General features: G+C 59.6%; 23 protein-coding genes and 2 riboswitches. Of the genes, 3 read left to right on the top strand and 20 right to left on the bottom strand.

Going from position 1 to position 21,695, the window contains the following annotated elements; genetic code table 11:
- Nucleotides 1-14: 14 nt before the first annotated feature.
- From D9K61_RS26530 to D9K61_RS26515, 4 genes are all read right to left on the bottom strand, one after another.
- Nucleotides 15-1,385 carry a tetratricopeptide repeat protein gene (locus D9K61_RS26530; RefSeq protein WP_120636277.1) on the bottom strand — a complete coding sequence of 457 codons (1,371 nt, stop codon included), beginning with the start codon at nucleotides 1,383-1,385 and terminating at the stop codon, nucleotides 15-17.
- A 179-nt stretch (nucleotides 1,386-1,564) separates the two neighbouring features.
- Entirely contained in the window at nucleotides 1,565-2,749 is a 1,185-nt protein-coding gene (locus tag D9K61_RS26525; RefSeq protein WP_120636233.1) for a CaiB/BaiF CoA-transferase family protein, read from the bottom strand.
- Complete coding sequence (locus D9K61_RS26520; protein ID WP_120636232.1) at nucleotides 2,736-4,355, bottom strand: thiamine pyrophosphate-binding protein; 1,620 nt, start codon at nucleotides 4,353-4,355, stop codon at nucleotides 2,736-2,738. The genes D9K61_RS26525 and D9K61_RS26520 overlap by 14 nt, the downstream gene beginning before the upstream one ends.
- Before the next feature lie 79 nt (nucleotides 4,356-4,434).
- The gene (locus D9K61_RS26515; protein WP_120636276.1) at nucleotides 4,435-4,893 is read right to left on the bottom strand and encodes a DUF302 domain-containing protein; all 459 of its coding nucleotides are present in this window, start codon (nucleotides 4,891-4,893) and stop codon (nucleotides 4,435-4,437) included.
- Nucleotides 4,894-5,040: 147 nt separating this feature from the next.
- On the opposite strand from D9K61_RS26515, the gene D9K61_RS26510 reads away from it, so the two are divergent.
- Nucleotides 5,041-5,394 carry a DUF1636 family protein gene (locus D9K61_RS26510; protein WP_120636231.1) on the top strand — a complete coding sequence of 118 codons (354 nt, stop codon included), beginning with the start codon at nucleotides 5,041-5,043 and terminating at the stop codon, nucleotides 5,392-5,394.
- Here the strand turns inward: D9K61_RS26510 and D9K61_RS26505 are convergent.
- From D9K61_RS26505 to cbiE, 9 genes are all read right to left on the bottom strand, one after another.
- Nucleotides 5,382-5,876 (bottom strand): hypothetical protein, encoded by a 495-nt coding sequence (locus D9K61_RS26505; RefSeq protein WP_120636230.1) that lies wholly within the window; start codon nucleotides 5,874-5,876, stop codon nucleotides 5,382-5,384. The two genes, D9K61_RS26510 and D9K61_RS26505, sit on opposite strands and share 13 nt — an antisense overlap.
- A gap of 63 nt (nucleotides 5,877-5,939) precedes the next feature.
- The gene (locus D9K61_RS26500) at nucleotides 5,940-6,638 is read right to left on the bottom strand and encodes a CbtA family protein (RefSeq protein ID WP_120636229.1); all 699 of its coding nucleotides are present in this window, start codon (nucleotides 6,636-6,638) and stop codon (nucleotides 5,940-5,942) included.
- Nucleotides 6,639-6,642: 4 nt separating this feature from the next.
- Nucleotides 6,643-6,813, bottom strand: a complete 171-nt coding sequence (locus tag D9K61_RS26495) for a CbtB domain-containing protein (protein ID WP_120636275.1) — start codon at nucleotides 6,811-6,813, stop codon at nucleotides 6,643-6,645.
- Nucleotides 6,814-6,848: 35 nt separating this feature from the next.
- A riboswitch (cobalamin riboswitch) is annotated at nucleotides 6,849-7,056 on the bottom strand.
- Between the two features lie 43 nt (nucleotides 7,057-7,099).
- Nucleotides 7,100-7,843 (bottom strand): precorrin-6A synthase (deacetylating), encoded by a 744-nt coding sequence (gene cobF, locus D9K61_RS26490; RefSeq protein WP_120636228.1) that lies wholly within the window; start codon nucleotides 7,841-7,843, stop codon nucleotides 7,100-7,102.
- Nucleotides 7,836-8,564 (bottom strand): uroporphyrinogen-III C-methyltransferase, encoded by a 729-nt coding sequence (gene cobA / locus D9K61_RS26485; protein WP_120636227.1) that lies wholly within the window; start codon nucleotides 8,562-8,564, stop codon nucleotides 7,836-7,838. The genes cobF and cobA overlap by 8 nt, the downstream gene beginning before the upstream one ends.
- Nucleotides 8,561-9,877 carry a cobyrinate a,c-diamide synthase gene (locus D9K61_RS26480; protein ID WP_120636274.1) on the bottom strand — a complete coding sequence of 439 codons (1,317 nt, stop codon included), beginning with the start codon at nucleotides 9,875-9,877 and terminating at the stop codon, nucleotides 8,561-8,563. The genes cobA and D9K61_RS26480 overlap by 4 nt, the downstream gene beginning before the upstream one ends.
- Nucleotides 9,870-10,664, bottom strand: coding sequence for a precorrin-4 C(11)-methyltransferase (gene cobM / locus D9K61_RS26475; protein ID WP_120636226.1), 795 nt, complete (start codon nucleotides 10,662-10,664; stop codon nucleotides 9,870-9,872). Before cobM ends, D9K61_RS26480 begins: the two co-directional genes overlap by 8 nt.
- Nucleotides 10,661-11,029 (bottom strand): cobalamin biosynthesis protein, encoded by a 369-nt coding sequence (locus D9K61_RS26470; RefSeq protein WP_120636225.1) that lies wholly within the window; start codon nucleotides 11,027-11,029, stop codon nucleotides 10,661-10,663. Before D9K61_RS26470 ends, cobM begins: the two co-directional genes overlap by 4 nt.
- A complete protein-coding gene (cbiE, locus tag D9K61_RS26465; protein ID WP_120636224.1) occupies nucleotides 11,026-12,225 on the bottom strand; it encodes a precorrin-6y C5,15-methyltransferase (decarboxylating) subunit CbiE in 1,200 nt (399 codons plus the stop codon). The genes D9K61_RS26470 and cbiE overlap by 4 nt, the downstream gene beginning before the upstream one ends.
- On the opposite strand from cbiE, the gene D9K61_RS26460 reads away from it, so the two are divergent.
- Nucleotides 12,224-12,973: a cobalt-precorrin-6A reductase gene (locus D9K61_RS26460; RefSeq protein ID WP_120636223.1), complete on the top strand. Its 750-nt coding sequence runs from the start codon at nucleotides 12,224-12,226 to the stop codon at nucleotides 12,971-12,973. The two genes, cbiE and D9K61_RS26460, sit on opposite strands and share 2 nt — an antisense overlap.
- On the opposite strand, the gene cobJ is transcribed toward D9K61_RS26460, so the two are convergent.
- The 7 genes from cobJ to D9K61_RS26425 are packed head-to-tail and all read right to left on the bottom strand — an operon-like array spanning nucleotide 12,946 to nucleotide 20,914.
- Nucleotides 12,946-13,698 carry a precorrin-3B C(17)-methyltransferase gene (cobJ, locus tag D9K61_RS26455; protein WP_120636222.1) on the bottom strand — a complete coding sequence of 251 codons (753 nt, stop codon included), beginning with the start codon at nucleotides 13,696-13,698 and terminating at the stop codon, nucleotides 12,946-12,948. The two genes, D9K61_RS26460 and cobJ, sit on opposite strands and share 28 nt — an antisense overlap.
- Nucleotides 13,695-14,423 carry a precorrin-2 C(20)-methyltransferase gene (locus D9K61_RS26450; RefSeq protein WP_120636221.1) on the bottom strand — a complete coding sequence of 243 codons (729 nt, stop codon included), beginning with the start codon at nucleotides 14,421-14,423 and terminating at the stop codon, nucleotides 13,695-13,697. The genes cobJ and D9K61_RS26450 overlap by 4 nt, the downstream gene beginning before the upstream one ends.
- Nucleotides 14,420-15,049: a precorrin-8X methylmutase gene (locus tag D9K61_RS26445; protein ID WP_120636220.1), complete on the bottom strand. Its 630-nt coding sequence runs from the start codon at nucleotides 15,047-15,049 to the stop codon at nucleotides 14,420-14,422. The genes D9K61_RS26450 and D9K61_RS26445 overlap by 4 nt, the downstream gene beginning before the upstream one ends.
- Nucleotides 15,049-16,176 carry a precorrin-3B synthase gene (gene cobG / locus D9K61_RS26440; protein ID WP_120636219.1) on the bottom strand — a complete coding sequence of 376 codons (1,128 nt, stop codon included), beginning with the start codon at nucleotides 16,174-16,176 and terminating at the stop codon, nucleotides 15,049-15,051. The genes D9K61_RS26445 and cobG overlap by 1 nt, the downstream gene beginning before the upstream one ends.
- Nucleotides 16,173-19,466 carry a cobaltochelatase subunit CobN gene (cobN, locus tag D9K61_RS26435; protein WP_120636218.1) on the bottom strand — a complete coding sequence of 1,098 codons (3,294 nt, stop codon included), beginning with the start codon at nucleotides 19,464-19,466 and terminating at the stop codon, nucleotides 16,173-16,175. Before cobN ends, cobG begins: the two co-directional genes overlap by 4 nt.
- A gap of 6 nt (nucleotides 19,467-19,472) precedes the next feature.
- On the bottom strand, nucleotides 19,473-20,528 hold the full coding sequence (gene cobW / locus D9K61_RS26430; RefSeq protein WP_120636217.1) for a cobalamin biosynthesis protein CobW: 1,056 nt from the start codon (nucleotides 20,526-20,528) through the stop codon (nucleotides 19,473-19,475).
- A complete protein-coding gene (locus D9K61_RS26425) occupies nucleotides 20,525-20,914 on the bottom strand; it encodes a DUF1636 domain-containing protein (RefSeq protein WP_120636216.1) in 390 nt (129 codons plus the stop codon). Before D9K61_RS26425 ends, cobW begins: the two co-directional genes overlap by 4 nt.
- A gap of 82 nt (nucleotides 20,915-20,996) precedes the next feature.
- Nucleotides 20,997-21,204: riboswitch (cobalamin riboswitch) on the bottom strand.
- A gap of 218 nt (nucleotides 21,205-21,422) precedes the next feature.
- Here D9K61_RS26425 and D9K61_RS26420 point away from each other — a divergent pair.
- A partial coding sequence (locus tag D9K61_RS26420; protein WP_174235131.1) for a transposase occupies nucleotides 21,423-21,695 on the top strand: 273 nt, incomplete at its 3' end.

Below are 21,695 nucleotides of genomic sequence, written 5' to 3'. Positions count from 1 at the left end.
CTTGGTCTTTTTTATTATTCGGCGGGGACGCTATGTGCGTCATCGCTGTCGCGGGCCGCGTCGATCAGGGCGCGGCGCGCAAGTGCGTAATTGTCTTCGCCCCCTGCGCGTTTGGCACGGCGGTCGTCCAGGATGCGTTCCACCGCCTCAAGACGGCCTGCGCGCAGGCCCGAATCGATGGTGATGCGTTCGAATACATCGCGTTGGGCGTGGCTGCCACCAGCCAATTGCATTGACCCTCGGGCGTTCGACAAAAAGTCGAAGGCTGCGCCATATTGACCGTCACCAAACGCCTCTAACCCTTTGGCCGCTGCGACACCCGGATCGGACATGCGGGTGGGTGTATCCCCATGGTTGCGCCCCGCGTCTTTCTGAATACGTTGCAGCATTTTGCCGGTGGCCTCGGAACGGTTGTCACCGGTCAAAGCCAACAGATAGTGCAGGTCTGCGAAAATCAGACACCCGTCTTCGGTTCGTGCCGCACTCAGATCGGCCAGTTCTTCCCATCTGCTGCCAACATCCACGCCTTCCAGTTCAAGGCGTGAGAGCAGGGATGTTGCATTCGAAATGTCCCGATAATCGTCAGTCTTATCCCGGCGGATATGTTCGTCATACAATTCTATCACGTTCTCGACCTGACCCAGATCCAGATGCATCAGGGCCTTATGCCACCAGACGTGATAGCGAAAGTTGTTGCAATGTGCCCACGCGTCCTCGCGCCCGGCCAGCCAATCCAGGCCCAGCTTCGCGTTCCCGGTCATTTCGTGGACATGTGCGACCGCGTGTAACCCCCAGGCATCGTCAGAAACCATCCACAGCGCTTGGCGCCCAGCGATCTCAGCCTTTTCATAAGCGCCGGTTTCTTCCAGCGCAAAGGAATGACACCCAAGCAGATATCCGCGCCCAGCATGGTCGGGTTCGTAGGCGGGCATTACGCGCTCGATCGAGCGGCGCATGCCCTCGGAATCGCCAAGCACAAATCGTGTCGCGTGGCTGAGTTTCATGGCCAGCGTATCTTCGGGGTGGGTCCGCAGAATTTCTTCGAATTTCTGCACGGCCTGGGTGGGCAAGTCGGCCAGATACAGCTCCAACGCCTGGACATACTGCCTTTCGCGTTCAGAAACCGGCTGTCGTTGCATCGCTGTATTGGCGGCTGCCAGCGCTTCGCTGGCAACCGGCAGCATCTCACGTCGGCCCAGCAGAACCATGAACAAGCCCTTGATCGCGTGACCCAGCGCGAAATCAGGTTCCAGCTCCAGTACTTTTCCCAAGTGCTGCGGTGTGACCGCAGCATGCGCCATGAACCCCAGCAGAACACCGTTCCAGGCGTCGACACTTGCCGCCTGGGTCAGGGTGTTCATTTGTCCAAAAACGTCTTGTTTCATACTTGGGTCCAATCTGATTGCGATATTTGTCATTGTTCGATGTAACAGAGTGTGCAGGCGGCTCGTAACAGTATCGACCCTGCTCTCGAATTGGTGAAAACCCGTGTGCGCAAAAAACGAAAAAAACCGCCGATTCAAGGGCATGTTTCAGCAAGTTGCCGCCTAAAGAGGCAAGTGTTTCAATCCTCGAACGGATTTTTTGCGCTTAGTACACGATCTGTGTCCGCCCCAAAAACAGGCGGAGCATCACGATACGTTACAGGCGTACGTGACAGATTCAGGGGATTCCCGATCAATTGAACTTCGCCAGGCTGGGCCTGCATGGGCACTTGCATCTGCCGGGCCGCGACCTGTTCTGTCGAAAAAACCTGATCAAGCGTCTGTACCGGCCCGACAGGCACTTTGCGGGATTCGAGCTCTGATATGACGGTTGCCGTGCTGTGAGTCTTTAGTGCAGGGCGCAAAACCGCATTTAATGCGTCCCTGTTTTCCAGCCGGGCAGGGTTTGTCGCAAAGCGTGGATCATCTGCGAGTGCGTCTTGTTTAATAAACGCGCAGAACCGTCTGAACTGGCTGTCATTTCCAACCGCCAGAATGACGTGGCCATCGGCTGTTTCATAAACGTCATAAGGCACGATGTTGGGGTGCCCGTTTCCGCGACGTTCGGGGACAGAGCCTGAGGTCAGGTAATTCACACCTTCGTTTATCAGCCAAGCCACTTGCGTATCGACCAAGGCCAGATCGATCTGTTGGCCCTCGCCGGTCAGATCTCGATGGCGCAGGGCGGCCAGAATGCCAACAGCGGCGTACATGCCGCACATCACATCCGCGATACCAACCCCCACCTTCATCGGCGCGCCGTCCGGATCGCCGGTTAGGGACATGACCCCACCATAGCCTTGGGCCATCAGATCATAGCCGGGCTTGCTGGCATTGGGTCCGGTCTGACCGTAGCCCGAGATCGAACAGTAAACGAGGCCGGGAAGATCACCCGCCAAGCTGTTGTAATCCAGTCCGTATTTTGCCAATCCGCCGGGTTTGAAATTCTCGATCAGGATATCCGCATAGGACGCCAGCCGTTTGATTTCAGCCTGTCCCCCGGACGTAGTGATGTCGATAGCGACGGACTTCTTGTTGCGATTGGCAGACATGAAATACGCGCTCAGATCCGAGCGGTTGCCAGCGGCGTCTTCAACGTAAGGCGGCCCCCATTGACGCGTATCATCGCCCCCGGTGGCGGGGTTTTCGATCTTGATGACGCTGGCGCCCAGATCGCCCAACAATTGCGTACAGGTCGGCCCAGCCAAAATGCGAGAGAGATCGAGAACCTTGACGCCCTTCAAAGGCCCCTCAGATGCGGCCATCGTAACCTCCTCGGTCGATTTCTGCGGCGATGACGGTAAAGCGGTCGGCCGTCTGGGCTGCGTCTAGTGCGGCCCGCAGTTCCTGTCGGTTGCGCACGGTGTGACCGTAGCCGCCGAACGCGCGACCCAGGGCGGCAAAGTCATGACGATCGAAATCGACACCGCGATTGCCCATTTGCCTTTGACGCTGTTTCAGTTCGATAAGCGCGAGGCTGGCGTCGACAAAGACCAGAAAGATCGGGTTGCCACCCATCTCAGACGCTGTCGACAGTTCTCCGGCGACCATAAGGAAACCGGCATCACCAGAAAAACTGATCACCGGGCGCTGGGGTTCGACGAGTTTTAGACCGATTGCCATCGGCACTGCACAGCCCATCGTGCACAATGCGGACGATTGGATCAGGCCCCGCGCGTCGATGCAGTTCCACATCTGGCTCAGCAGGATGCGGTGCGCGCCGCTGTCGGCCGTTGCAAGCGTTTCAGCAGGCAGAGCGGCCCGTGTTTCCGCAATAACTGCGGCAGGCCCCCATTCATCATCCGTCGGGAAGGCTTGTGCCAATGCGGTTTTGACCCGATCGGGTTCGCCGTTTGGCCACGTCGCCCGAGCAGGATTTCCTTTGGCCATTGCTTCAAGGGTCGCGCCGGTGTCAGCTACCAGGTTCAATCCCGCCTGATGCATGTAGTGATCGTTCACCACCGCCGAAATATCGATCACGCGCGTTTCTTCAGGATCCCAGATTTCACGCCACCCGGGGCGCATTTCGATCGGATCATAGCCTAAACACAGAACCAGATCGGCCTGTTCCACCAAGGGAACGAGATGCCGGTCGGCCAAGGGTGACAACCCGGCCCCTCCAAGACACAGCGGATGATCCTCGGGCACAACGCCCTTGGCTTTGTACGTTGTCACGAAGGGAATTCCGAAATGTTCCAAAAACGCCTGAACAACACTGCTTGAGCCGTCATACAGGACATCCAGACCAACAATGGCAAAGGGGCGTTCTGCCTCGGCCACCCAGCGCCGGGCTTTCTCCAGACAATTGCCCTCGGGCGCGACGGCAGCGGCTTTCGCCAACCTGCGCCGTTTCGGCGAACTGACACGCGCATCCGCAACCGAGATCGGCACGTCGATATGAACCGGACCGGGGCGGGGTTGTGTGGCAAGAGACACAGCCTTGTCCGCAACGATATCTGCGCCTTCGGCGGTCAACAGGAACGTGGCTTTCGTGATCGAGCGATAGACCTGGCTGTGATCCATGACCTGATGGGTATAAGTCAGCGCCTCATCCGCCTCGACACATCCGGTCAAGACAATCATGGGTACACGGTCCTGCAACGCATTGGCCACCACGTTGATGCCGTTCATCGCGCCGGGGCCAAGCGTGGCCACGAGAATTGCAGGCGCGCCGTCGCGGTGATGCACGGCCTCGGCCATGAAGCCAGCGGCGTTTTCGTGTTTGGTCAGATGAAACGCGATTCCTGCCTGTTCCAGCGCATCAACCAAAGTCAGAACTTCACCACCCGGCATACCAAATGCATGGCGGCATCCGGCCTCGTACAGGCGTTGGGCCAGAAGGTCAGCCGCGCGGGGAGAGGTGTCCTGCATCAATCATGCTCCGAATTACTCAATGTGACGCAGATTGCGGAGGACGCACCCGGACGCAAGGTGGATCACGCCAGTGTGACTATTTGACAGCGTTTTCTGCGATGTCCTGAAACCTGTTATCCAGCTCTGATGCAATTTCAGACAGCGCCTCGCCGCCCTCGTAAACGTAAGGCGCAAAAACAAAACTTGGCGTTTTGTAAGACAGTGTCGCGGTGCCGTTGTCGTTTTCCGTGACATAAAACCGGATGGGTGCTTCGATCATGGCGGCGGTCGAGGTTTCCAGCACACGTACGGCAAAGTTATTGTTGAAAACACCGATCACCCGGTTGCCCGGAATGGTGATACCTCGTGCAGCGGCAGCATTGGTTGGTCCAGCCTGCGTGACAACGATCAGCCCGTTTTCTTTCACGGCTGCTTTTGTATCCGCCACCAGTTCATCGTAGCTTTTTCCAGTGTCGTAAACAGCCCAACCTGACAAAGGTTCGTCGGCCAATGCGGGCAAAGCCAGCAGACACATGATTGCGCCAAAAACTTTCATCCGATGACCTCCGCTTTTTTTGGTCGGATACTTGATGCCAGAAATCGGGCAGGCGCGCACTCACATTCTCGTGCAGTTCTATGTTGCCCGGTCTTGCGCCTAGATCGGTAAAGCCTCAAGAACAGAAAAACGAAAGGCAAGTTCAACGTGGCTCAGGCCCGCATTCTCATTTGCAGCAGCTGTTCTGGCACGCGTGATCGCGATGCCGAGCGTCAAGCGGTGAGCGAGGCGCTTTCCAGGGCAGGGCTGGAGGATAGCATTGAGCTGGCCGAGCATGCCTGTTTCAATGGCTGTCAGGACCCGGTTGCATTGGCGCTGCAGGGCGGCGGCATGGCCTCATATGTGTTTTCCGGGGTCGATGTGGTGGCGGATGCGGATGACGTTGCCGCAACTTGCAGAACCTATCTGGACAGCCCTGCGGGCTGGATTGAAGACGCCCGGCCATGCGGGCGGCTTCGTTTGTGTCTGCGCACGCGCATACCGGCGCTTCAATCGACCTGAATCACTTCCGACGCGCTGACGGGCACTCCGTCTACCAATAGCTGGCTGTGGCTGTTGCCATTCAGCGAAACCTTGATTTCAACCTTACCCTTGGGCAAACCCGCAAGGTGCATCCAGTTGCCATAAAGCCGCGCGAGTTTTACGCCATTGGCATAGACATGCGCGTGCCCTTCACCCAGCTGATCCGCAGCAGAAGCGCTTTCCGGTGCAAATTCGAAGTTTTGCGGCAGGACATGCAGATTCCAACCGGCCATGGGGTCTTTGACCACAGCAATTTTCACGCTGGGCGCGTTTGGACCAGCGGGCAGATTGATCACTGCAGAATGATCATGCGCTGTACTCTCGGCCTTATGGCCGCCGTGATGCGCGGGATCGGAATGGTCATGGCCATCAAATGTGACGCCGTTGGCCGCAGCCAGCACAAAGCCGGCCCCGCCGCCAAAGACCAGACCAATTGCAAACAAAGCAAGTGAGCGGGACATCTTTTATCCTTGAAAAGGGAAAAGCCCGCCGGGAGGGTTCCCAACGGGCTGACAAAGCTGTTTTCAGGCGTGCGCTTCGGTGTGTTTGGCCTCTTTTTGCCAGAAGTATCCGGCAAACGAGCCAACGAGGACCCAAGCAGCCAAACCGATGCCAAACGCTCGCGCCGCGAATAGGGCGCCGATCTCGGTCGGGACCGGGCCGGTGAAAAACTCTGGCTCGGGCGCGCCGATGATATGGGGTGCCATCAGCAGAACCGCAGCAATCACATAGCTGATGAGGTTGGAACCAAAAGCGATCAACCACATCGCAACGGCGGCGGTTGCAACGGTCGCAAACCACCAGATCTGACGTGCGAAGACATCTGCGGCTGCCACACCCGGTACTTCGGGTGCCAATGTGAACCCTGGTGCGAAATGCACTGCTACAAAGCCGGCAAGCCCCCACAATACGCCAGTTCTGCCATCAATCTTGTGGCCTTGCCCTTCGGCGATCGACATCAGTGCCACAACAATCAGCGTGTAGCCGGTGTAGGTCAGCATCGTAAAGATAACGCTCAGGGCGTCACGCTGAAGATCCGAAAACATGCCCGGCAGTTCGGGATGTGCGGTAACGGCTGCGCCGCCGAAATGCACCAGCTCACCTGATTCATACAGTTCTGCATGCAGCAATACAGGCTGCACGAATACCAACTGCAGCAAGGCGGCAATCAACCCCGCTGCAGCGCCAGCGAACAACGCGCTGGTCAGAATACGACTGAACATGGGCTCAGTGGCAGGGGAAGCCGGTGGCGTGCCGCACGTCATGGGCGGCGTCATGCAGGGCGGATGCTTGTACGTGACCTGCCAGCGTAACGATGCCAAGGCCCAGAACCACTGCAAAAACCGCTGGAATAAGGCCTGTGCGCGAGGCGGATGCCCTAAGTGTTTGTGTTGTCATTTCTTGTCCTCCTGTGCCGTCGCACCCGACGGCCGGTGTTTCAATACTCGCCTGGCAGGTCTCCTGGCTCGCGGGTCGGTGCCTCTGTTCGCCTTCCCCCCGATTTCGGGAGTGGCTGGTTGAACAAAGGCTCACCGCTTACAGTCGCGGGGGCGGCTTTGGATTTGACTTCAAATGAAGGCGCACCAAATTCCCTCTTAGCATCCGGATTTCTCCGGCAGGACCAGACGCCTCCATTTAGCCGGGAATGTCGCGCTGGCGCAATCGCCATTTGCGACGTTTCATGTCACTTCGCGCGCTTTTTCAGGATGTAGATGTCCATGATCCAGCCGTGATCAGCCCTGGCTTGCGCGCGGGTTGCAAGGATGTCTTCAGCCACCTTATCCAGCGGCCCATGGACCAGGATTTCTTCTTTCATGCCCACGTAAGCGCCCCACCAGATGTCATAATCTGCCATTTCAAGGCTTTGGAACGAACATTCCCCATCCAGCATCACGGCAGTCGTTTGGGCCTCTTTGGGCCAGCCTTCGTCGCGCAGGCGGCGGCCTGTCGTAACGACATAGGGCGCTCCGATGTCATTGATTGGAATACCATGCGCTGCGGTCAGAGCTTGCAGAGCAGTGATGCCCGGAATCACGCGTTTGACGGGTTGAAGATCCAGCCGCGCGGCGATTCGAAGTGAGCTGTCATAAAGCGAAGGATCCCCCCAGATCAGTAGCGCAACTTTGCGCGCCTCTGGGTGTGCTTCGATTGTGCGCTGCCACCGCAGCGCAATGGCATCATGCCAGTCATCCACGCCTTGCAGATAACCGTCGTCACCGCGTCTTTTGGGGATGTCGAAATAAGCAATTGTTGGTTGAGTTTCCGTCACTTGCGCAATGATCTGTTCGCGTATTCCGGCCAGATCGGCCTTGTTCTCACCCTTGCGCGGAATCAGGATCAAGTCTGCCGCGCGGATGGCTTCAGCGCCCTGAAAGGTGACATGGTCCGGGTTGCCGGTACCGATGCCAATCAGGTTCAGTTCATACATCGTCGAACTCCGCCAGCGGGCCATACAGGATTAGCGCCGGGGCGGTTCCAATCTCGGATTGCAGCTGGTTCGATAGGTCCCCGATGGTCGATCGGTGTAACGCTTGATCGGGTGTCGAAACGGATTCCGCCATAAGTGCGGGGGTATCCAGTGGCAGACCGTGGGCGTGCAACGCCTCGGCCAACAGTGGAAACGTCCGTTTGCCCATGAAGACAACCGTTGTGGCGTATGCATCTGCCAACGCTGGCAGGTTCAGATCCTCGGGCAGTTTGCCGCTGACATCATGGCCGGTCACAAATTGAACGCGCCGCGCGGTCAGGCGTCGGGTCAAAGGAATACCCGCCGCCGCCGCCGCTGCGATGGCGGATGGAATGCCCGGTATGATCTCGTATTCGATCCCGGCTTCCCGCAGGGCCACCAGTTCTTCCTCCAACCGTCCGAACAACCCGCCGTCACCGGATTTCAACCGAACAACCCGAGCGCCAGTTTCGGCATATTCAACCAGTAAACGGCTGACATGGTTCTGCTTCGGCGAAGGGCGGCCGGCGCGTTTGCCCACACCGACCAGATCCGCGTCATTGCACGCATGGGTCAGGATTGGTCCACTGCTCAGGTCATCAAACAGAACTGCGTCGGCGTTTTGCATCCGGTCGACGGCTTTCAGGGTCAGTAACTCCGGATCACCAGGGCCTGAGCCGATGAACGAGACAAATCCGCTCATGCCGAGGCCTCTGCAATCAGGTGGAAGAACGTGCCCGTCACATTGCCGCGCACGGACCCAGTTTGTGGCCCTTCGGCACCTTCGGCGTCAAAAACCCGGGCCAGAGGGGCGTCTGGCTGGTCCACGATTGAGGAATAGTGGAACTCATGCCCGCGCAGTGCTGTACCAGTCGCAAGCCCGGGCATCGGCGCGAGCAATTCGGCTCTGCGGTAGCCCAGGTTGAATTTGCGTTTTTCATAGGATGTTACAAGCCCGAGCAGACCGGCCATCTTGTGGCGCGTGCCTTCCTTATCGATCAGCCCCTCGCCCAATGCCATATAGCCACCGCATTCGCCATGAACGGGTTTGGTTTCGGCGTGTTTGCGCAATCCGGCCAGAAACGTCTCGGCAGCGGCCAACTTGCCTGCATGCAACTCGGGGTACCCGCCGGGCAACCACACGATGTCTGCGTCATTTGCAGGCGCCTCATTGGCCAACGGGGAAAACGGCAAAACCTCTGCCCCGGCAACGCGCCAGCCTTCCAGCAGATGCGGGTAAGTGAATGAAAACGCCGCGTCCTGTGCCAATGCAATCCGCTGGGCCGGAGGTCGCGGCAGCGCGGTTGACGACGGCCCACAGGGGGCCGAGGAAGCCGCAAGCTTGATCGCCACAAGATCCACATGTTCACGCAGAAACGCAGCGTACCCGGTGATGGCGCTTTCCAAATCTGGGTGCTCAACAGCCTGGATAAGCCCCAGATGTCGTTCCGGCAGGGTCAGATCCCCCCGGCGTGGCAGCACGCCCAGAACCGGCAGGCCCGCGCGCTCCATGCCTAATCGGGTCAGGCGTTCATGTCTTGGGCTGGCGCACCGGTTCAGGATGACACCGGCAAAGGGCAGGTCGGGGTTGTACATCCGAAACCCCAAAGCAGTAGCCGCTGCCGATTGCGCCTGTCCGCCCACGTCCAGAACCAGAACAACGGGCCACCCCATGCGCAGGGCGGTTTCTGCGCTGGTTCCATGCCCCAGTTCTCCGGGTTTTGCGACGCCATCAAACAGGCCCATGGACCCTTCGGACACCACAATATCCGCGCCTTCGGCCTGCGCCGAAATCGCGTTTAGCAAAGGCTCACCCATCGCCCAGCTGTCCAGGTTGAACGAGGCGCGACCCGCAGCCGCCCGGTGAAAGGCCGGGTCGATGTAGTCCGGCCCGCTTTTAAAGGGTTGAACGGTCAAACCGTCATCTGCCAATGCGCGCAACAGGCCCAGCATCACGGTTGTCTTACCCGTGCCCGAGGACGGCGCGGAAATCAAAAGACCGGGGGGGTTAGTCATCTCCGTGGCTCCAACTTGACCATGGGCTTTCGGCGCTTTGCGGGCGATAACGGCGATCATAGGTTCGCGAATACAAACAGCTTTCGTCAAACCCTTCACCTGCCAGCGCCGGGCCGACCAAAATCAATGCCGTGCGCGAGATGCTGTCGTCCAACGCGTCTTTCAATGTACCCAAGGTCGCGCGAATGACACGTTCGTCTGGCCAGCTTGCGCGGTAGACAACTGCCACCGGGCAATCCGTGCCATAGGCCGGGGACAAGTCGTCAACGACCTTGTCCAGATTTCCAATCGACAGGTGAATGGCCAGAGTCGCGCCCGTTTTGGCAAAGTTCACCAGCGTTTCGCCTTCGGGCATGGATGAGGCCCGCCCGGGTGTTCGGGTCAAGACCACCGATTGCGCCAGTCCCGGCAGGGTGAGTTCAGTCCCCAACGTCGCCGCTGCTGCCGCAAAGGAAGGCACACCGGGGGTGACGCTGACGGGAATGCCCATCTCTTTCAAGCGTCGGATTTGTTCGCCCATTGCGGACCAGACTGACAGATCGCCGGAATGCAAACGGGCGACGTCTTGTCCTGCCTTATGGGCGGTCTGGATCTCAGCCATGATCTGATCCAGATCCATCGGCGCGGTGTTCACGACCTTTGCGCCCTCGGGGCAGTGGCCCAGGATCTCTTCGGGCACGAGTGATCCGGCATACAGGCACACCGGGCAGGACGCGATAAGGTCGCGCCCGCGCAGGGTCAGCAGGTCGGCGGCACCCGGTCCGGCGCCGATGAAATGAACGGTCATGTCTGTCCTCCGATGGCGACGGCACAGGTCGCAAGCCGGTCGTCTGAAATCTGTCTGGGTGAGAGCAGCCGTGCGCCAGATCCGGCGACGGCAAGGGCGGATGCTTCGGCGACGCTGCCGGTGCCATGTGTGGCACGGCTGCGGAGCGAGCAGGTCAGGGTGCGTTGCGCAGCCAAATCCTCTGGCGCGACGAAGTGCAAGGGCAGGGTGGTCGTCTCAACAAACTCTGCCAAAGCGGCATGACCCGTCTTGTCCACAACCGTTGCCACAGCGTCCACGGTATGACCGTCGCAGGCCCGATCAAAGGCCGCCCTTAGACTGTCCGCCGTTGCGGTGGAAGAAAACCCAAGTCCTGCAACAATCATAGAGTCACGCTCCACTGCACCACCGGATAGGCGGATTTCCAGCCGCGCCGCGGGCCCAGGGCACTGGCTTGCGCCAGTTCGATGCGCAGCAGGTCGCCACCCAGTTTTTCGTGCCAGGTTGCAAGTAGTGCTTCGCTTTCTAGCGTGACGGCGTTTGCGACCATACGGGTGCCTGTGCGCAGATTCTCCTGCAGCCAGTCCAACAACTCAGAACTGAGTCCGCCACCAACAAAGACAACATTTGGCAGGGTCAAACCGGTCAGGGCGTCGGGGGCCGTTCCATGAACCACGCCCAGTCGATCCTGCCCCAAACTGTCGGCGTTGCGGCGAATTCGGCTGGCCCGATCTTCCAGCGGTTCAATCGAGGTGGCGGTTAGCGTCGGATCGCACATCAGCCATTCTATACTGATCGACCCGGTGCCGCCGCCGATATCCCAAAGATGCTCGCCCCGACGCGGAGCCAGCGCTGACAGTGTCAGCGCGCGAATAGGGCGTTTGGTTATCTGCCTGTCTGTTTCAAAGATGTCGTCCGGTTTTCCTGCGACTTTAGGCAAGGCCCGGCCATCCCCCGCAACGTCCAGTCCGACGCAGACCGGGTGTTCAAACGTCTCAAGCAAGGCTTGGGTCAGTGACATCGCGCGTGCGCGTTCGCGCGGTCCGCCAAGCGCCTCCATCACGTGCAGCGTTGTGTCGGCAAATCCGGTTTCGGTCAGATAGGTCGCCAGTTCAGCCACTGCTTGGCCGTTGCGCAGCAGCAGGATTGTGCGCAACCCCGATGACAAATGAGGGCGCAGCCGCGTCAGGGGGGCGGCATGCAGGCCAAAGGTCAGCGTGGTTTCCAGCGGCCAGCCCAGCCGCGCAGCAGCCAGCGAAAAGGTGGATTGTCCGGGGATTGAGACCCACTCTCCGGCATCGAAGCTGCGTGCTATGACCGATCCCGCACCAAACCAGAACGGATCGCCTGAGGCTAAAACAACCGTCGGCCGTCCGCGCAATTCGGTCAGCACAGGTAGACCATCAGCAAAGGGAATCGGCCATTCGACACGTTTTGCGTCGGTTTCAGGAATCAGCGACAGATGCCGGGGAGGACCCATGATGATTTCGGCCCGGTCCAACACTTGACGGCTTGCCGGTGACAGGCCATCCAGTCCATCTTCGCCCAACCCAAGAATGGTCAGCCACGGAGCCTTATGCATGCCCAACCTCCTGATCCTTGGCGGCACGACCGAGGCCAATGCGTTGGCCCGAACCATAGCTGATCTTGGCATTCCCGCGAGCTATTCTTACGCGGGACGCGTTGACACGCCTCGGTCGCAGCCACTGCCGGTGCGGGTTGGCGGGTTTGGTGGTGCCGAAGGGCTCGCACGTTACATTCAGGATCATGGGATCACCCATGTTATCGACGCAACACATCCCTTCGCCGCACAGATGAGCCGAAATGCGATTGACGCATGCAACTCTACGGGTGTCCCCATGGTTGCCTTGACCCGACCGGCCTGGGCCCAACAGGGCGGGGATCGTTGGCACCCGGTTCTCGATGTTCCCGCAGCCGTTGGGGCATTGTCTGGCCCGGCGCAGCGGGTCTTTCTGGCCGTTGGACGGATGCATCTCGAAGAATTCACAGCCCAACCTCAGCATCGCTATTTGCTGCGACTGGTAGATGAACCCAGGGCTCTGCCGTTGCCGAATGCGGACGTGGTGGTGTCGCGTGGGCCGTTCACAGTTGAAGGTGATCGCGCATTGATGGAGCGCCATGGCACCCAAATGGTGGTGTCCAAGAATGCGGGTGGCACGGGTGCGCGCGCCAAACTGGATGCCGCGCGGGCGCTGGGTATATCCGTGGTCATGATCGATCGTCCAGCCTTGCCGCAGCGGACAGAACTGTCGAGTGTTGCGCAGGTTTTGGACTGGCTGGCTCATTCCGGTGTGAACCTCGGGGTGTAGACAATCGGCGTACCGGGCCGCTCAATGACACGGGTCAGTGAAGATCCGACAATCACCACGGTCTGCATGTCCGCCATATCGGGCGTCGCCTCGGCCAGGGTTGAAATACGGATTACCTCATCTGGGCGTGAAACAGCCCGTGCAAACAGGATCAGCCGTTCAGGCTCGCATTCCTCGCGCAGGATTTCCAGCGTTTTTACAAACCCTTCCGGCCGAGACTTCGAGCGGGGATTATAAAACACCATCGCGAAATCCGCCTGAGCAGCCAAACGCAAACGTTTCTCGATCAGAGGCCAGGGTTTGAGGTTGTCACTGAGGTTGATGGTGCAGAAATCGTGTCCCAATGGCGCGCCGGCACGGGCCGAGGCCGAGAGCATTGCGGTGATCCCGGGCAATACATCAATTGGAATGTCGCGCCACTCGTCCGGGCCGTTTTCCAGCGCTTCAAACACAGCTGCCGCCATGGCAAACACGCCGGGATCGCCCGAGCTGACGACGACAACGCGCCTTCCGTCTGCGGCCATTTGCAGGGCGTGCTGGGACCGGTCGATCTCAACCCGGTTATCACTGGCATGCAGGGTAAGCCCCTCGCGCCCGGCGACCCGTGCAACATAGGGGATGTAACCGACGATATCCGTCGCTTCGGCCAACGCGGCGGTGACCTCGGGCGTCACCAGATCGTCGCTACCGGGGCCAAGGCCAGCAATCTTGATCCATCCGGTCATGGGCGTCGCCCCTGGCCGTGCACAATAATGATCGAGAAATATGGGGTTACCTTATCGCAGGCTTCCGACAGTCTCGTCACTGTCTGGTTCGGCATCTGCGCATATTCTACGATCCACGCCCGCTCATAGACGCCAGCCGTCTGCAGGGCGCGTTTCACCTTGTCGATATTGCGTCCAATTTTCATGACCACCAAAGCATCTGTTTGCGCCATCCGTTGCGCCAGATCGTCTTCGGGCAGGGTGCCCATCAGAATGGTCAGGACATCATCCCCCCAGGTGATCGGATCACCCGTTGCGGTCCAAGCGCCTGACATACCGGTGATGGCGGGCACAACATCGACATTAATATCATCACGCAATCGGCTGTAAAGATGCATGAAAGATCCATAGAAGAATGGATCTCCTTCACACAGCACAACCACATCTTCGCCCTGTTCCGACAAAGCTTTGAGATGCGCGGCGCAGTCCTCATAGAACGCCGACAATAGCTCGTTGTAGCGTGGATCGGTCAGCGGGATTTCGGTCGTCACAGGATACTCCATCGGATATTCGATGGCGTCCTCAGAAATCATGCCGTTTACAATTTTACGCGCCTGACCACTGCGGCCGGGTTTGCGAAAAAAGGCCACGTGACGGGCATTTCGCAACAAACGGTCAGCCCGAACGCTCATCAGGTCCGGGTCACCGGGGCCGAGGCCCACACCGTATACCTTACCAGCACTCATTCTTTGCGGCTCGCGATAGCGTTGATCGCTGCGACGGTGATGGCACTGCCGCCCAAACGGCCTTTGACGATGCAGGACGGCACTGGCTTTGCCTCCCACAGCGCGTCTTTCGATTCCACCGCGCCGACAAATCCGACCGGGCAACCGATGATGGCCGCGGGGCGCGGGCAGTCCGGATCATCCAGCATGTTCAGCAGGTGGAACAGGGCGGTGGGTGCGTTTCCAATGGCCACGATGGCTCCGTCCAGTTTTGGCCGCCATAGCTCCAGCGCGGCGGCAGAGCGGGTGTTGCTCATCTCAGCGGCCAACGGGCGGACGCGTTCGTCATGCAGGGTGCAGATCACCTCATTATCTGCGGGCAGGCGGAACCGGGTCACACCCTCGCTGACCATGCGTGCATCGCATAGGATCGGCGCCCCGTTTTCCAAAGCAGTACGGGCTGCGGGCACAAAATCAGGCGAGAAATGTACAAACTCTTCCAACCCCACCATCCCTGCTGCATGGATCATGCGCACAGCGACCTGTTCTTCATCGGCATCAAAACGGGCAAGATCAGCCTCGGACCGGATCGTTGCAAAGCTTTGTTTGTAGATCGCCACGCCATCGGTTTCGTATTCATAGGGCATCAGGTCAGGTCCATGGTCATAAGAGTGTTCGGGTCAAGCCCACGCTGGCTGGGCTCATCCCCTGCGCGGCCTCGTTTGACAAGATCAAATCGTCCGGCGTTACCCACCAAAGTGACATCCGCAGCCCCCATACGGGCACAGCCTTTGGCGCATCCCGAAACGTGCAGGCTGCCATTCACCCGAGAGGCCAGGGCACGGGCGATTTCGCGCGTTTCCACCTGCGCCTGCGGGCAGAACGGTGCCCCGGGGCAGGCGTCCGTCGTCATCAGCGGGTCGGTGTTGTCTGTAACGAAGTCTGGGGCGGGTATCGCCGCCCCGCCTTCCAATAGGATCAATCGCCACGGTGTAACCCGCAGGGCAGATGCGCCCGCGTTTTCAAACAGTTCACGCAGGCTGCGGGCGTGCAGCTGGCCAAACGCGGCACCGTATACCACCCCTTGATCAAAGACACCGGGGCGTAGCCCAGTCCCAACTGACCCCGTCTCGCTGCCTTGCCAGTCCTGCGGTAAACTTTGAGAGGCAACCAATCGTGCCATGCGTCTCATGTCCGCCGAAGAATTCTTTGAAAACCAACAGGCTAATGCAATCAGCTTGTTGATGGCCTCACCCTCGTCAACGCGACGGCCTGTTTCGGCTCCATCTGCGCGCAAGATCAAGTCACCCGAGTTCAGTTCCAATCGAATGTCGGCGGAATCCTCTGCCAGCAATCGCTTAGGCCCGGTATCTATGGCAAAGCCAAACTTGGCGGGAAGGGACGGCAATTCTCCCAATCGGTCAATCAGTTCTTGCGTCAACCGCATGGTCAGATCACCCAACTGATAAAGCGGTGAGACCAGAATATTGCGCCGGACCTCGATACCTGGTTCGGCATCCAGAAGATCCAGCTCGGCCAATTCTTTCAGCAACGGTTGATGATCATCGACAGCAACGCCACGCAGTTGCAGGTTCGCGCGGTTGGTCAGATCGATCGTACCGTTCCCAAACCGCTCTGCAAGGTCACAAAGACCCAACACCTGTTGTGCGTCCAACCGAGCTAGTCGCGGCCGGATCCGCACCACCAGCCCGTCGCCTGACATCATCGGTCGATGGGCGCCGGGGCACCAGCCCTGAACGATGGGCGCGCTCATCCCATCCCCTCCAGATCGGCGCGGATGGAGTTTCTGCGCGTGTCCCACAGCCCGGCATCCAGCAGTGCCCGGAATCTGTCCTGCATGGCGTGATGCGCCTGCGGGTTGGCGTCCTGCAGAAAGGCGTCCACCTCGGCGTCGCCAAGCGTCGCGTCGTGATAAAGGTCGAACAGATGCGGTGCGACGGTGCCGGACAGATGCGCGAACGAGGCCATGTGATCCAGCGTCGCGGCAATCTCGGCGGCTCCGCGGAAGCCGTGGCGCTGCATCCCCGCAATCCAGCCCGGGTTGGCAGCGCGGGCATGTACGACCCGGCTGATTTCTTCGGGCAGCGTGCGGGCGCGCGGCTTTTCAGGGTTTGTATTGTCCAGATGGTACAGCTGCACGGCACCACCAGTGACCTTCTTGGCGGCGGCAAACCCGGCTTCATGAGTGGCGTAGTCATTGGCCAAAAGCAGGTCGGTTTCGGTCAGGTCCTGCAGGTGTACAAAGCTGTCTGCTTGTGCGACGCGCTGGGTGATGCCGTGAAGATCCTGCGCAATGTGCTCACCTTCCAGCGCGTATGAGCTGGCGTCGAGCCATGCTTCGCCCGCTTGGGTGCGTGCCTCGTCTGTGTAGATTTCGGATAGCTGCGTCATGTTCAGACCATAGCTGCCCGGTGCTGGACCATAGACCCGTGCGGCAGGCGCCAGACCGGCATATGGGTTCCAGTCTGCCGCTTCGTCGCGATCCGACAAGGCACGCACAGCCTGACCGTATAAGGCTGACAGGGTCGGAAACACGTCGCGAAACAGGCCCGAGACGCGCAGCGTTACATCCAGCCTCGGGCGGTCCAAATCGGTGATCGGCAGCACTTCGATGCCCGAAACGCGCTCAGATCCTGCGTCCCAGATGGGTTTTACACCCAGCAGGTGCAGCGCCATGGCAAATTCCTCACCGGCCGTACGCATTGTGGCGGATCCCCACAGATCAACGATCAGGCCTTTGGGGTAGTCACCTTCTTCTTGCAGATGACGGCGGACAAGTTCCTCGGCCAGCTTCACACCCTGCGCATATGCAGCGCGGGTTGGGACGGACCGAGGATCCGTCGTATAGAGATTGCGCCCGGTCGGCAGCACATCGGACCGACCCCTATAGGGTGAGCCGGAAGGTCCAGCCTCGATCCGTTTTCCGGCCAACGCATCCAGCAGCGCAGAGCGTTCCGCATTGGCGGAAGGTTCAGCATCGAAACTGGCTGTCACAGCAGGTTTGCGGCCATAGATATGCAACCCGTCGCCAAACTGGCTTTCCTTTATATCGCAGACAAAGCGGTCGATGCGGGTGATCGCCTCGGCGGTGCAGCTGGCTTGGTTGAGGCCCAGATCGTTCTCCAACCCGATGGCCTGCGCCTCATCGCGGATGTCTTCCTGCAATCGGTCGCGGCGTTTTGGGTCCAGCCCGTCGGCGTTCGAGAATTCATCCAACAGCGATTCCAGACGAACCATCCGGTCTGGCGTGCCGCTTGCCTTCATCGGTGGCGGGATATGCCCCAGCGTGACCGCTCCGATCCGGCGTTTGGCCTGCGCGGCCTCGCCGGGGTCGTTCACGATAAAGGGGTAGATCACCGGCAGATCGCGGATCAATGCCTCGGGCCAACACGTCGCGGACAGGGCCACGGATTTGCCGGGCAGCCATTCCAGCGTCCCATGTGCACCAATATGGATCAAAGCATCGGTGCCGAGACCCTTTCGCAACCACAGATAAAAGGCCACGTATCCGTGGCGAGGAGTCCGGGATAGGTCATGATATTCATCGTCTCGCAGCTCGGGTGTGCCACGCTCCGGTTGCAATGCTACGAATGCCTTTCCACGCCGAAGCGCGGTAAAGCGAAACGCGCCATCAGTTATGGCAGTGTCGTCCTCAGGTTGGCCCCAGACGGTTTCGAGGTCTGATTGCAACTGCTCGGGCAGGTCCGAAAGCGCCGACAGGTAGTCTTCCAACGGCCAGGATATCCGTGCGTCCAATAAGGTTTCGGCAATCGGCTCAGCCTGGCCAGTGTCGTATCCTTCTGTCTGCAGATCACTCAGCATGGCCTCGGCCGAGGCCAGTGCGTCCAAACCAACAGCATGGGCCATTTGCCAGTCTTTGCCGGGATAAGTTGATAGAACCAGAGCAGGGGCTTGATCAGCTACAGGTTTTTCGCTGAGGTTCAGCCAACCTGATACGCGGTCGACGATCGCCTCGATCCGTTCGACGTCGGCGCGGTGGGCAAAACGAGAGTATTCCAGATGTGGGTCGCGTTTTCCCGGTTCCTTGAACGAGGCGATGCCTGCTGAAACCCGTCCATCCACTTCGGGCAGCACCACATGCATGGCAAGGTCAGCCGGTGAGAGGCCCCGTTCGGCCTCAGCCCAGGCCTTGCGGCGTGCGGTGGACAGGGCGACCTGAAAAACGGGCACGCCCGCTGCGTCCAGCGGCGATGTGCCTGACGCGCCTTTGCCCGAGAAAGACGTTGCATTGATGATGGCAGAAGGGTGCAGCGCGACGACCTGATCCCGCAACCAGTCAGCAGCAGCTGGTGCCTTCAGGGACGGTGCAAACATTCCAACGGCGTCCAACCCCCGGCCACGCAGGCTGCGGATCAACGCAGCAATCGGGGCGGTATCCGCAGAAGTCAGGTAAGCGCGATAAAACGTGACAAGCACGCGCCGCGCATCACCGTCAAAGGCAGTTTCTGCTGGAATCACACCACGATCCGGGCACCACGCGCCGCAGTCGGGAATTGTTTTCGATCCCATCACCGGCCCGGCATAAAGACCCGCTGCCAGCGCCATCTGCGCCAGAGCTGCTTGTGCCGCGACTTCGCCCCCGGTGTCACACAAATGCGCCAGCCGCCGCAGGGTCGAGACGGGCAGGGTCGAATACTCATCCAGCCGCGTATCTTCGCGCCCGTCCGCGGGCAGTACAGCCAGTGCGATGCCCTTGGCTTGGGCCAGGGACAGAACCTGCTGCAGGCCATAGGACCAGTAAGGCACACCGCCAATCAGACGGATCAGGATGCCTTTGGCACCTTCCAGCGTTTGTTCCACATATGTGTCGACGGACAGTGGGTGCTTTAGCGCCGTCAGATTAGCAAGCCGCAGCGTCGGCATCCGACCGTCGGGTCCGCCACCGCGATGCCAGCCCGCCGCAAAAGCGCCGAGGTCACTGTCGGAAAAGGACAACACCACCAAGTCCGCCGGACTCTGGCCCAGATCGGTTGGGGTTTCCGTTTCCTCTAACCCGTGGCTTTCGCGGAAGACGACGTGCATGTGATTCTACTCTGCAACCTCAACGACGCCCACAAGGATGTCTCGAATTGCAGCCTCGTTGATATCGTCATGCTCGGCAATCACCACCAGACGTGAGCGGCGCTCCTCGGTCGATGCCCATGGCCGGTCATATTGGTGACGCACGCGGGCGCCAACGGCCTGCACCAGCAGGCGCATGGGCTTGCCCTGAACGGCGGCGTAGCCTTTGACACGCAGAATGTTCAACTCGTTCGCCAGACGTTCGATATTGGCAACCAGTTCGGCCGGGTCGGTCTGTTCCGGAAGATCGACGATGATGCTTTCGAAATCATCATGTTCGTGATCATCATGGCCGTCGTGATGCGAGGGGCGCGCGTCCATGTCATCCTCGGCAGCCGCCCCAAGCCCAAGCACGACGCGCACGTCGACGGCGCCTTCGGCAACTTCAACGACGGGCAGGGGACGAGGGGCCTCAGACGCGATGACCTCTTTGGCCTTGGCCACACCTTCGGGACCCGCCAAATCGGGCTTGGTCAGCAGGATGATGTCGGCGCAGGAGATCTGATCCTCGAACACTTCGGACAGGGGCGTTTCATGATCAATGGACTCGTCAGCCATGCGCTGGGCGTCTACTGCCTCGACGTTCGGTGCAAACCGACCGGCGGCGACGGCTTCGGCATCCGCCAGCGCAATCACGCCATCTACGGTGATCTTCGAGCGGATATCGGGCCAGTCGAAAGCCTTAAGCAACGGTTTTGGCAGCGCCAGACCCGAGGTTTCGATCAGAATATGATCGGGGCGCGGTTCCAGCGCCATCAACGCCTCGATGGTCGGGATGAAATCATCGGCCACAGTGCAGCAGATGCAGCCATTGGCCAGTTCCATGATGTTCTCGGCCGGGCAATCCGGGATGGCGCAGGATTTCAGGATGTCGCCATCCACGCCCACATCGCCAAACTCGTTGACCACAACGGCCAGACGCTTACCCTGCGGGTTCTGCATCAGGTGGCGCACCAACGTGGTTTTGCCCGAGCCCAAAAAGCCGGTGATCACGGTAACAGGGAGTTTTTCGAGGTTGCTCATTCCAGGGCTCCAATCGGGGGAATACGGGCCGCACAGTTCTTGCGGAAATGTTCAGGACGTTCGCGCCATTTCACCAAGCCATCTTCGGCGGCCAGATATTTGGTGGCACCTTCGACGATGATTTCGACATCGTTATCTTCGTTCAGGTTTTCGTAAACAAAAGTCCAGCGGGTTGGCCCGCCGCGCAGAACGATCGAGCAGCCCTGATTGCAGTTCGACAGGCATTCCACGGGTTTCAATTTCACGCCATCAGGCAATTCTGCCTGTTCCAGCGCCTTGTGCAGTAAGGTGCCGGGGCGTTGCGCATCGTCTTCAATCGGCAATCCGCGTCGGCATGTTGTGCAAACCAGCAGTTCGACTGGTGTGGTCTCGGTCACGTCTCTCATCCCCCTCATCGGTTCATGGGGGACGGGGTTTCATGCGGGCCAAGCTATTCGCTATGGTCCCGACACCGGAACACCCCGTCCGGTCTGGTCTTCGGGTGTTGGCAGGTCTCCCGGCTTGCGGATGTCAGAGCCTGGGCTCTGCCGGATGTCCCGCCTTCCCGGCCTATTGGCCAGTGGCATTGGGCACCCTCTCCGGTCACGGTCGCGGGGGCGGCTGCGTTTGGCGGTAAACCCGTTGACGCATTCCCTTTTCATCTGCTGTCGCAGACACCAACGAAAGGGACATGCGGCACCGGTGGGCAGCTTGTCAAGCGCGTTACGCATATGGTGAGGAGCCGGGGATGAAAAGCGACCTGCCAGCGTCGCTGGGCGGCATGATGGCTGGAAAGCCGCTGAAGTGAAGGGGGGACGAAGTGCAGTCAGCGATCGGTTTTGGGGTCACCGGGACTTTGTTGCACAAATGGTTTGAGGGATTCACTGTTTGAATCCAGCGTGGTAGCTGGCGTGCATGAGCAGTTGGTCCCCTACGACGTACAAGACCAGGAACTGGCCTTCGTACAACACGGCGTTGAAGCAGCGTGGTTCCCTGTCGATCTGGTTTGATCCTGAGATGCCCTGGCATGCGGCTCCGACGGGCAAGCGCGGGCGTCAGCCTGAGTTCAGCGACGCGGCGATCCAGGTTTGTCTCACGATGAAGGTGCTTTTTGGCATGCCCCTTCGACAGACGGCAGGGTTCGTTGAAAGCCTATTGCGGCTCGCAGGGCTGGACTGGCAAGTTCCG

The sequence above is a fragment of the Ruegeria sp. EL01 genome (assembly GCF_900313035.1).
In the GTDB taxonomy this organism is placed as follows: Bacteria; Pseudomonadota; Alphaproteobacteria; order Rhodobacterales; family Rhodobacteraceae; genus Ruegeria.
The sequence above is the reverse complement of the archived record's forward strand: the minus strand, read 5'-3'. Positions and strand labels throughout refer to the sequence as shown.

Coding starts and splice junctions, on each gene's coding strand:
- cobW (WP_120636217.1), bottom strand. CDS start 20,528: ATGAGCAACCTCGAAAAACTCCCTGTTACCGTGATCACCGGCTTTTTG.
- D9K61_RS26505 (WP_120636230.1), bottom strand. CDS start 5,876: ATGTCCCGCTCACTTGCTTTGTTTGCAATTGGTCTGGTCTTTGGCGGC.
- D9K61_RS26445 (WP_120636220.1), bottom strand. CDS start 15,049: ATGCCCTATGAATACGAAACCGATGGCGTGGCGATCTACAAACAAAGC.
- D9K61_RS26460 (WP_120636223.1), top strand. CDS start 12,224: ATGCCCAACCTCCTGATCCTTGGCGGCACGACCGAGGCCAATGCGTTG.
- D9K61_RS26495 (WP_120636275.1), bottom strand. CDS start 6,813: ATGACAACACAAACACTTAGGGCATCCGCCTCGCGCACAGGCCTTATT.
- D9K61_RS26425 (WP_120636216.1), bottom strand. CDS start 20,914: ATGAGAGACGTGACCGAGACCACACCAGTCGAACTGCTGGTTTGCACA.
- D9K61_RS26500 (WP_120636229.1), bottom strand. CDS start 6,638: ATGTTCAGTCGTATTCTGACCAGCGCGTTGTTCGCTGGCGCTGCAGCG.
- D9K61_RS26515 (WP_120636276.1), bottom strand. CDS start 4,893: ATGAAAGTTTTTGGCGCAATCATGTGTCTGCTGGCTTTGCCCGCATTG.
- D9K61_RS26525 (WP_120636233.1), bottom strand. CDS start 2,749: ATGGCCGCATCTGAGGGGCCTTTGAAGGGCGTCAAGGTTCTCGATCTC.
- cobM (WP_120636226.1), bottom strand. CDS start 10,664: ATGACCGTTCATTTCATCGGCGCCGGACCGGGTGCCGCCGACCTGCTG.
- D9K61_RS26480 (WP_120636274.1), bottom strand. CDS start 9,877: ATGACTAACCCCCCCGGTCTTTTGATTTCCGCGCCGTCCTCGGGCACG.
- D9K61_RS26520 (WP_120636232.1), bottom strand. CDS start 4,355: ATGCAGGACACCTCTCCCCGCGCGGCTGACCTTCTGGCCCAACGCCTG.
- cobN (WP_120636218.1), bottom strand. CDS start 19,466: ATGCACGTCGTCTTCCGCGAAAGCCACGGGTTAGAGGAAACGGAAACC.
- cbiE (WP_120636224.1), bottom strand. CDS start 12,225: ATGCATAAGGCTCCGTGGCTGACCATTCTTGGGTTGGGCGAAGATGGA.
- D9K61_RS26450 (WP_120636221.1), bottom strand. CDS start 14,423: ATGAGTGCTGGTAAGGTATACGGTGTGGGCCTCGGCCCCGGTGACCCG.
- cobG (WP_120636219.1), bottom strand. CDS start 16,176: ATGAGCGCGCCCATCGTTCAGGGCTGGTGCCCCGGCGCCCATCGACCG.
- D9K61_RS26470 (WP_120636225.1), bottom strand. CDS start 11,029: ATGATTGTTGCAGGACTTGGGTTTTCTTCCACCGCAACGGCGGACAGT.
- D9K61_RS26530 (WP_120636277.1), bottom strand. CDS start 1,385: ATGAAACAAGACGTTTTTGGACAAATGAACACCCTGACCCAGGCGGCA.
- cobF (WP_120636228.1), bottom strand. CDS start 7,843: ATGTATGAACTGAACCTGATTGGCATCGGTACCGGCAACCCGGACCAT.
- cobJ (WP_120636222.1), bottom strand. CDS start 13,698: ATGACCGGATGGATCAAGATTGCTGGCCTTGGCCCCGGTAGCGACGAT.
- cobA (WP_120636227.1), bottom strand. CDS start 8,564: ATGAGCGGATTTGTCTCGTTCATCGGCTCAGGCCCTGGTGATCCGGAG.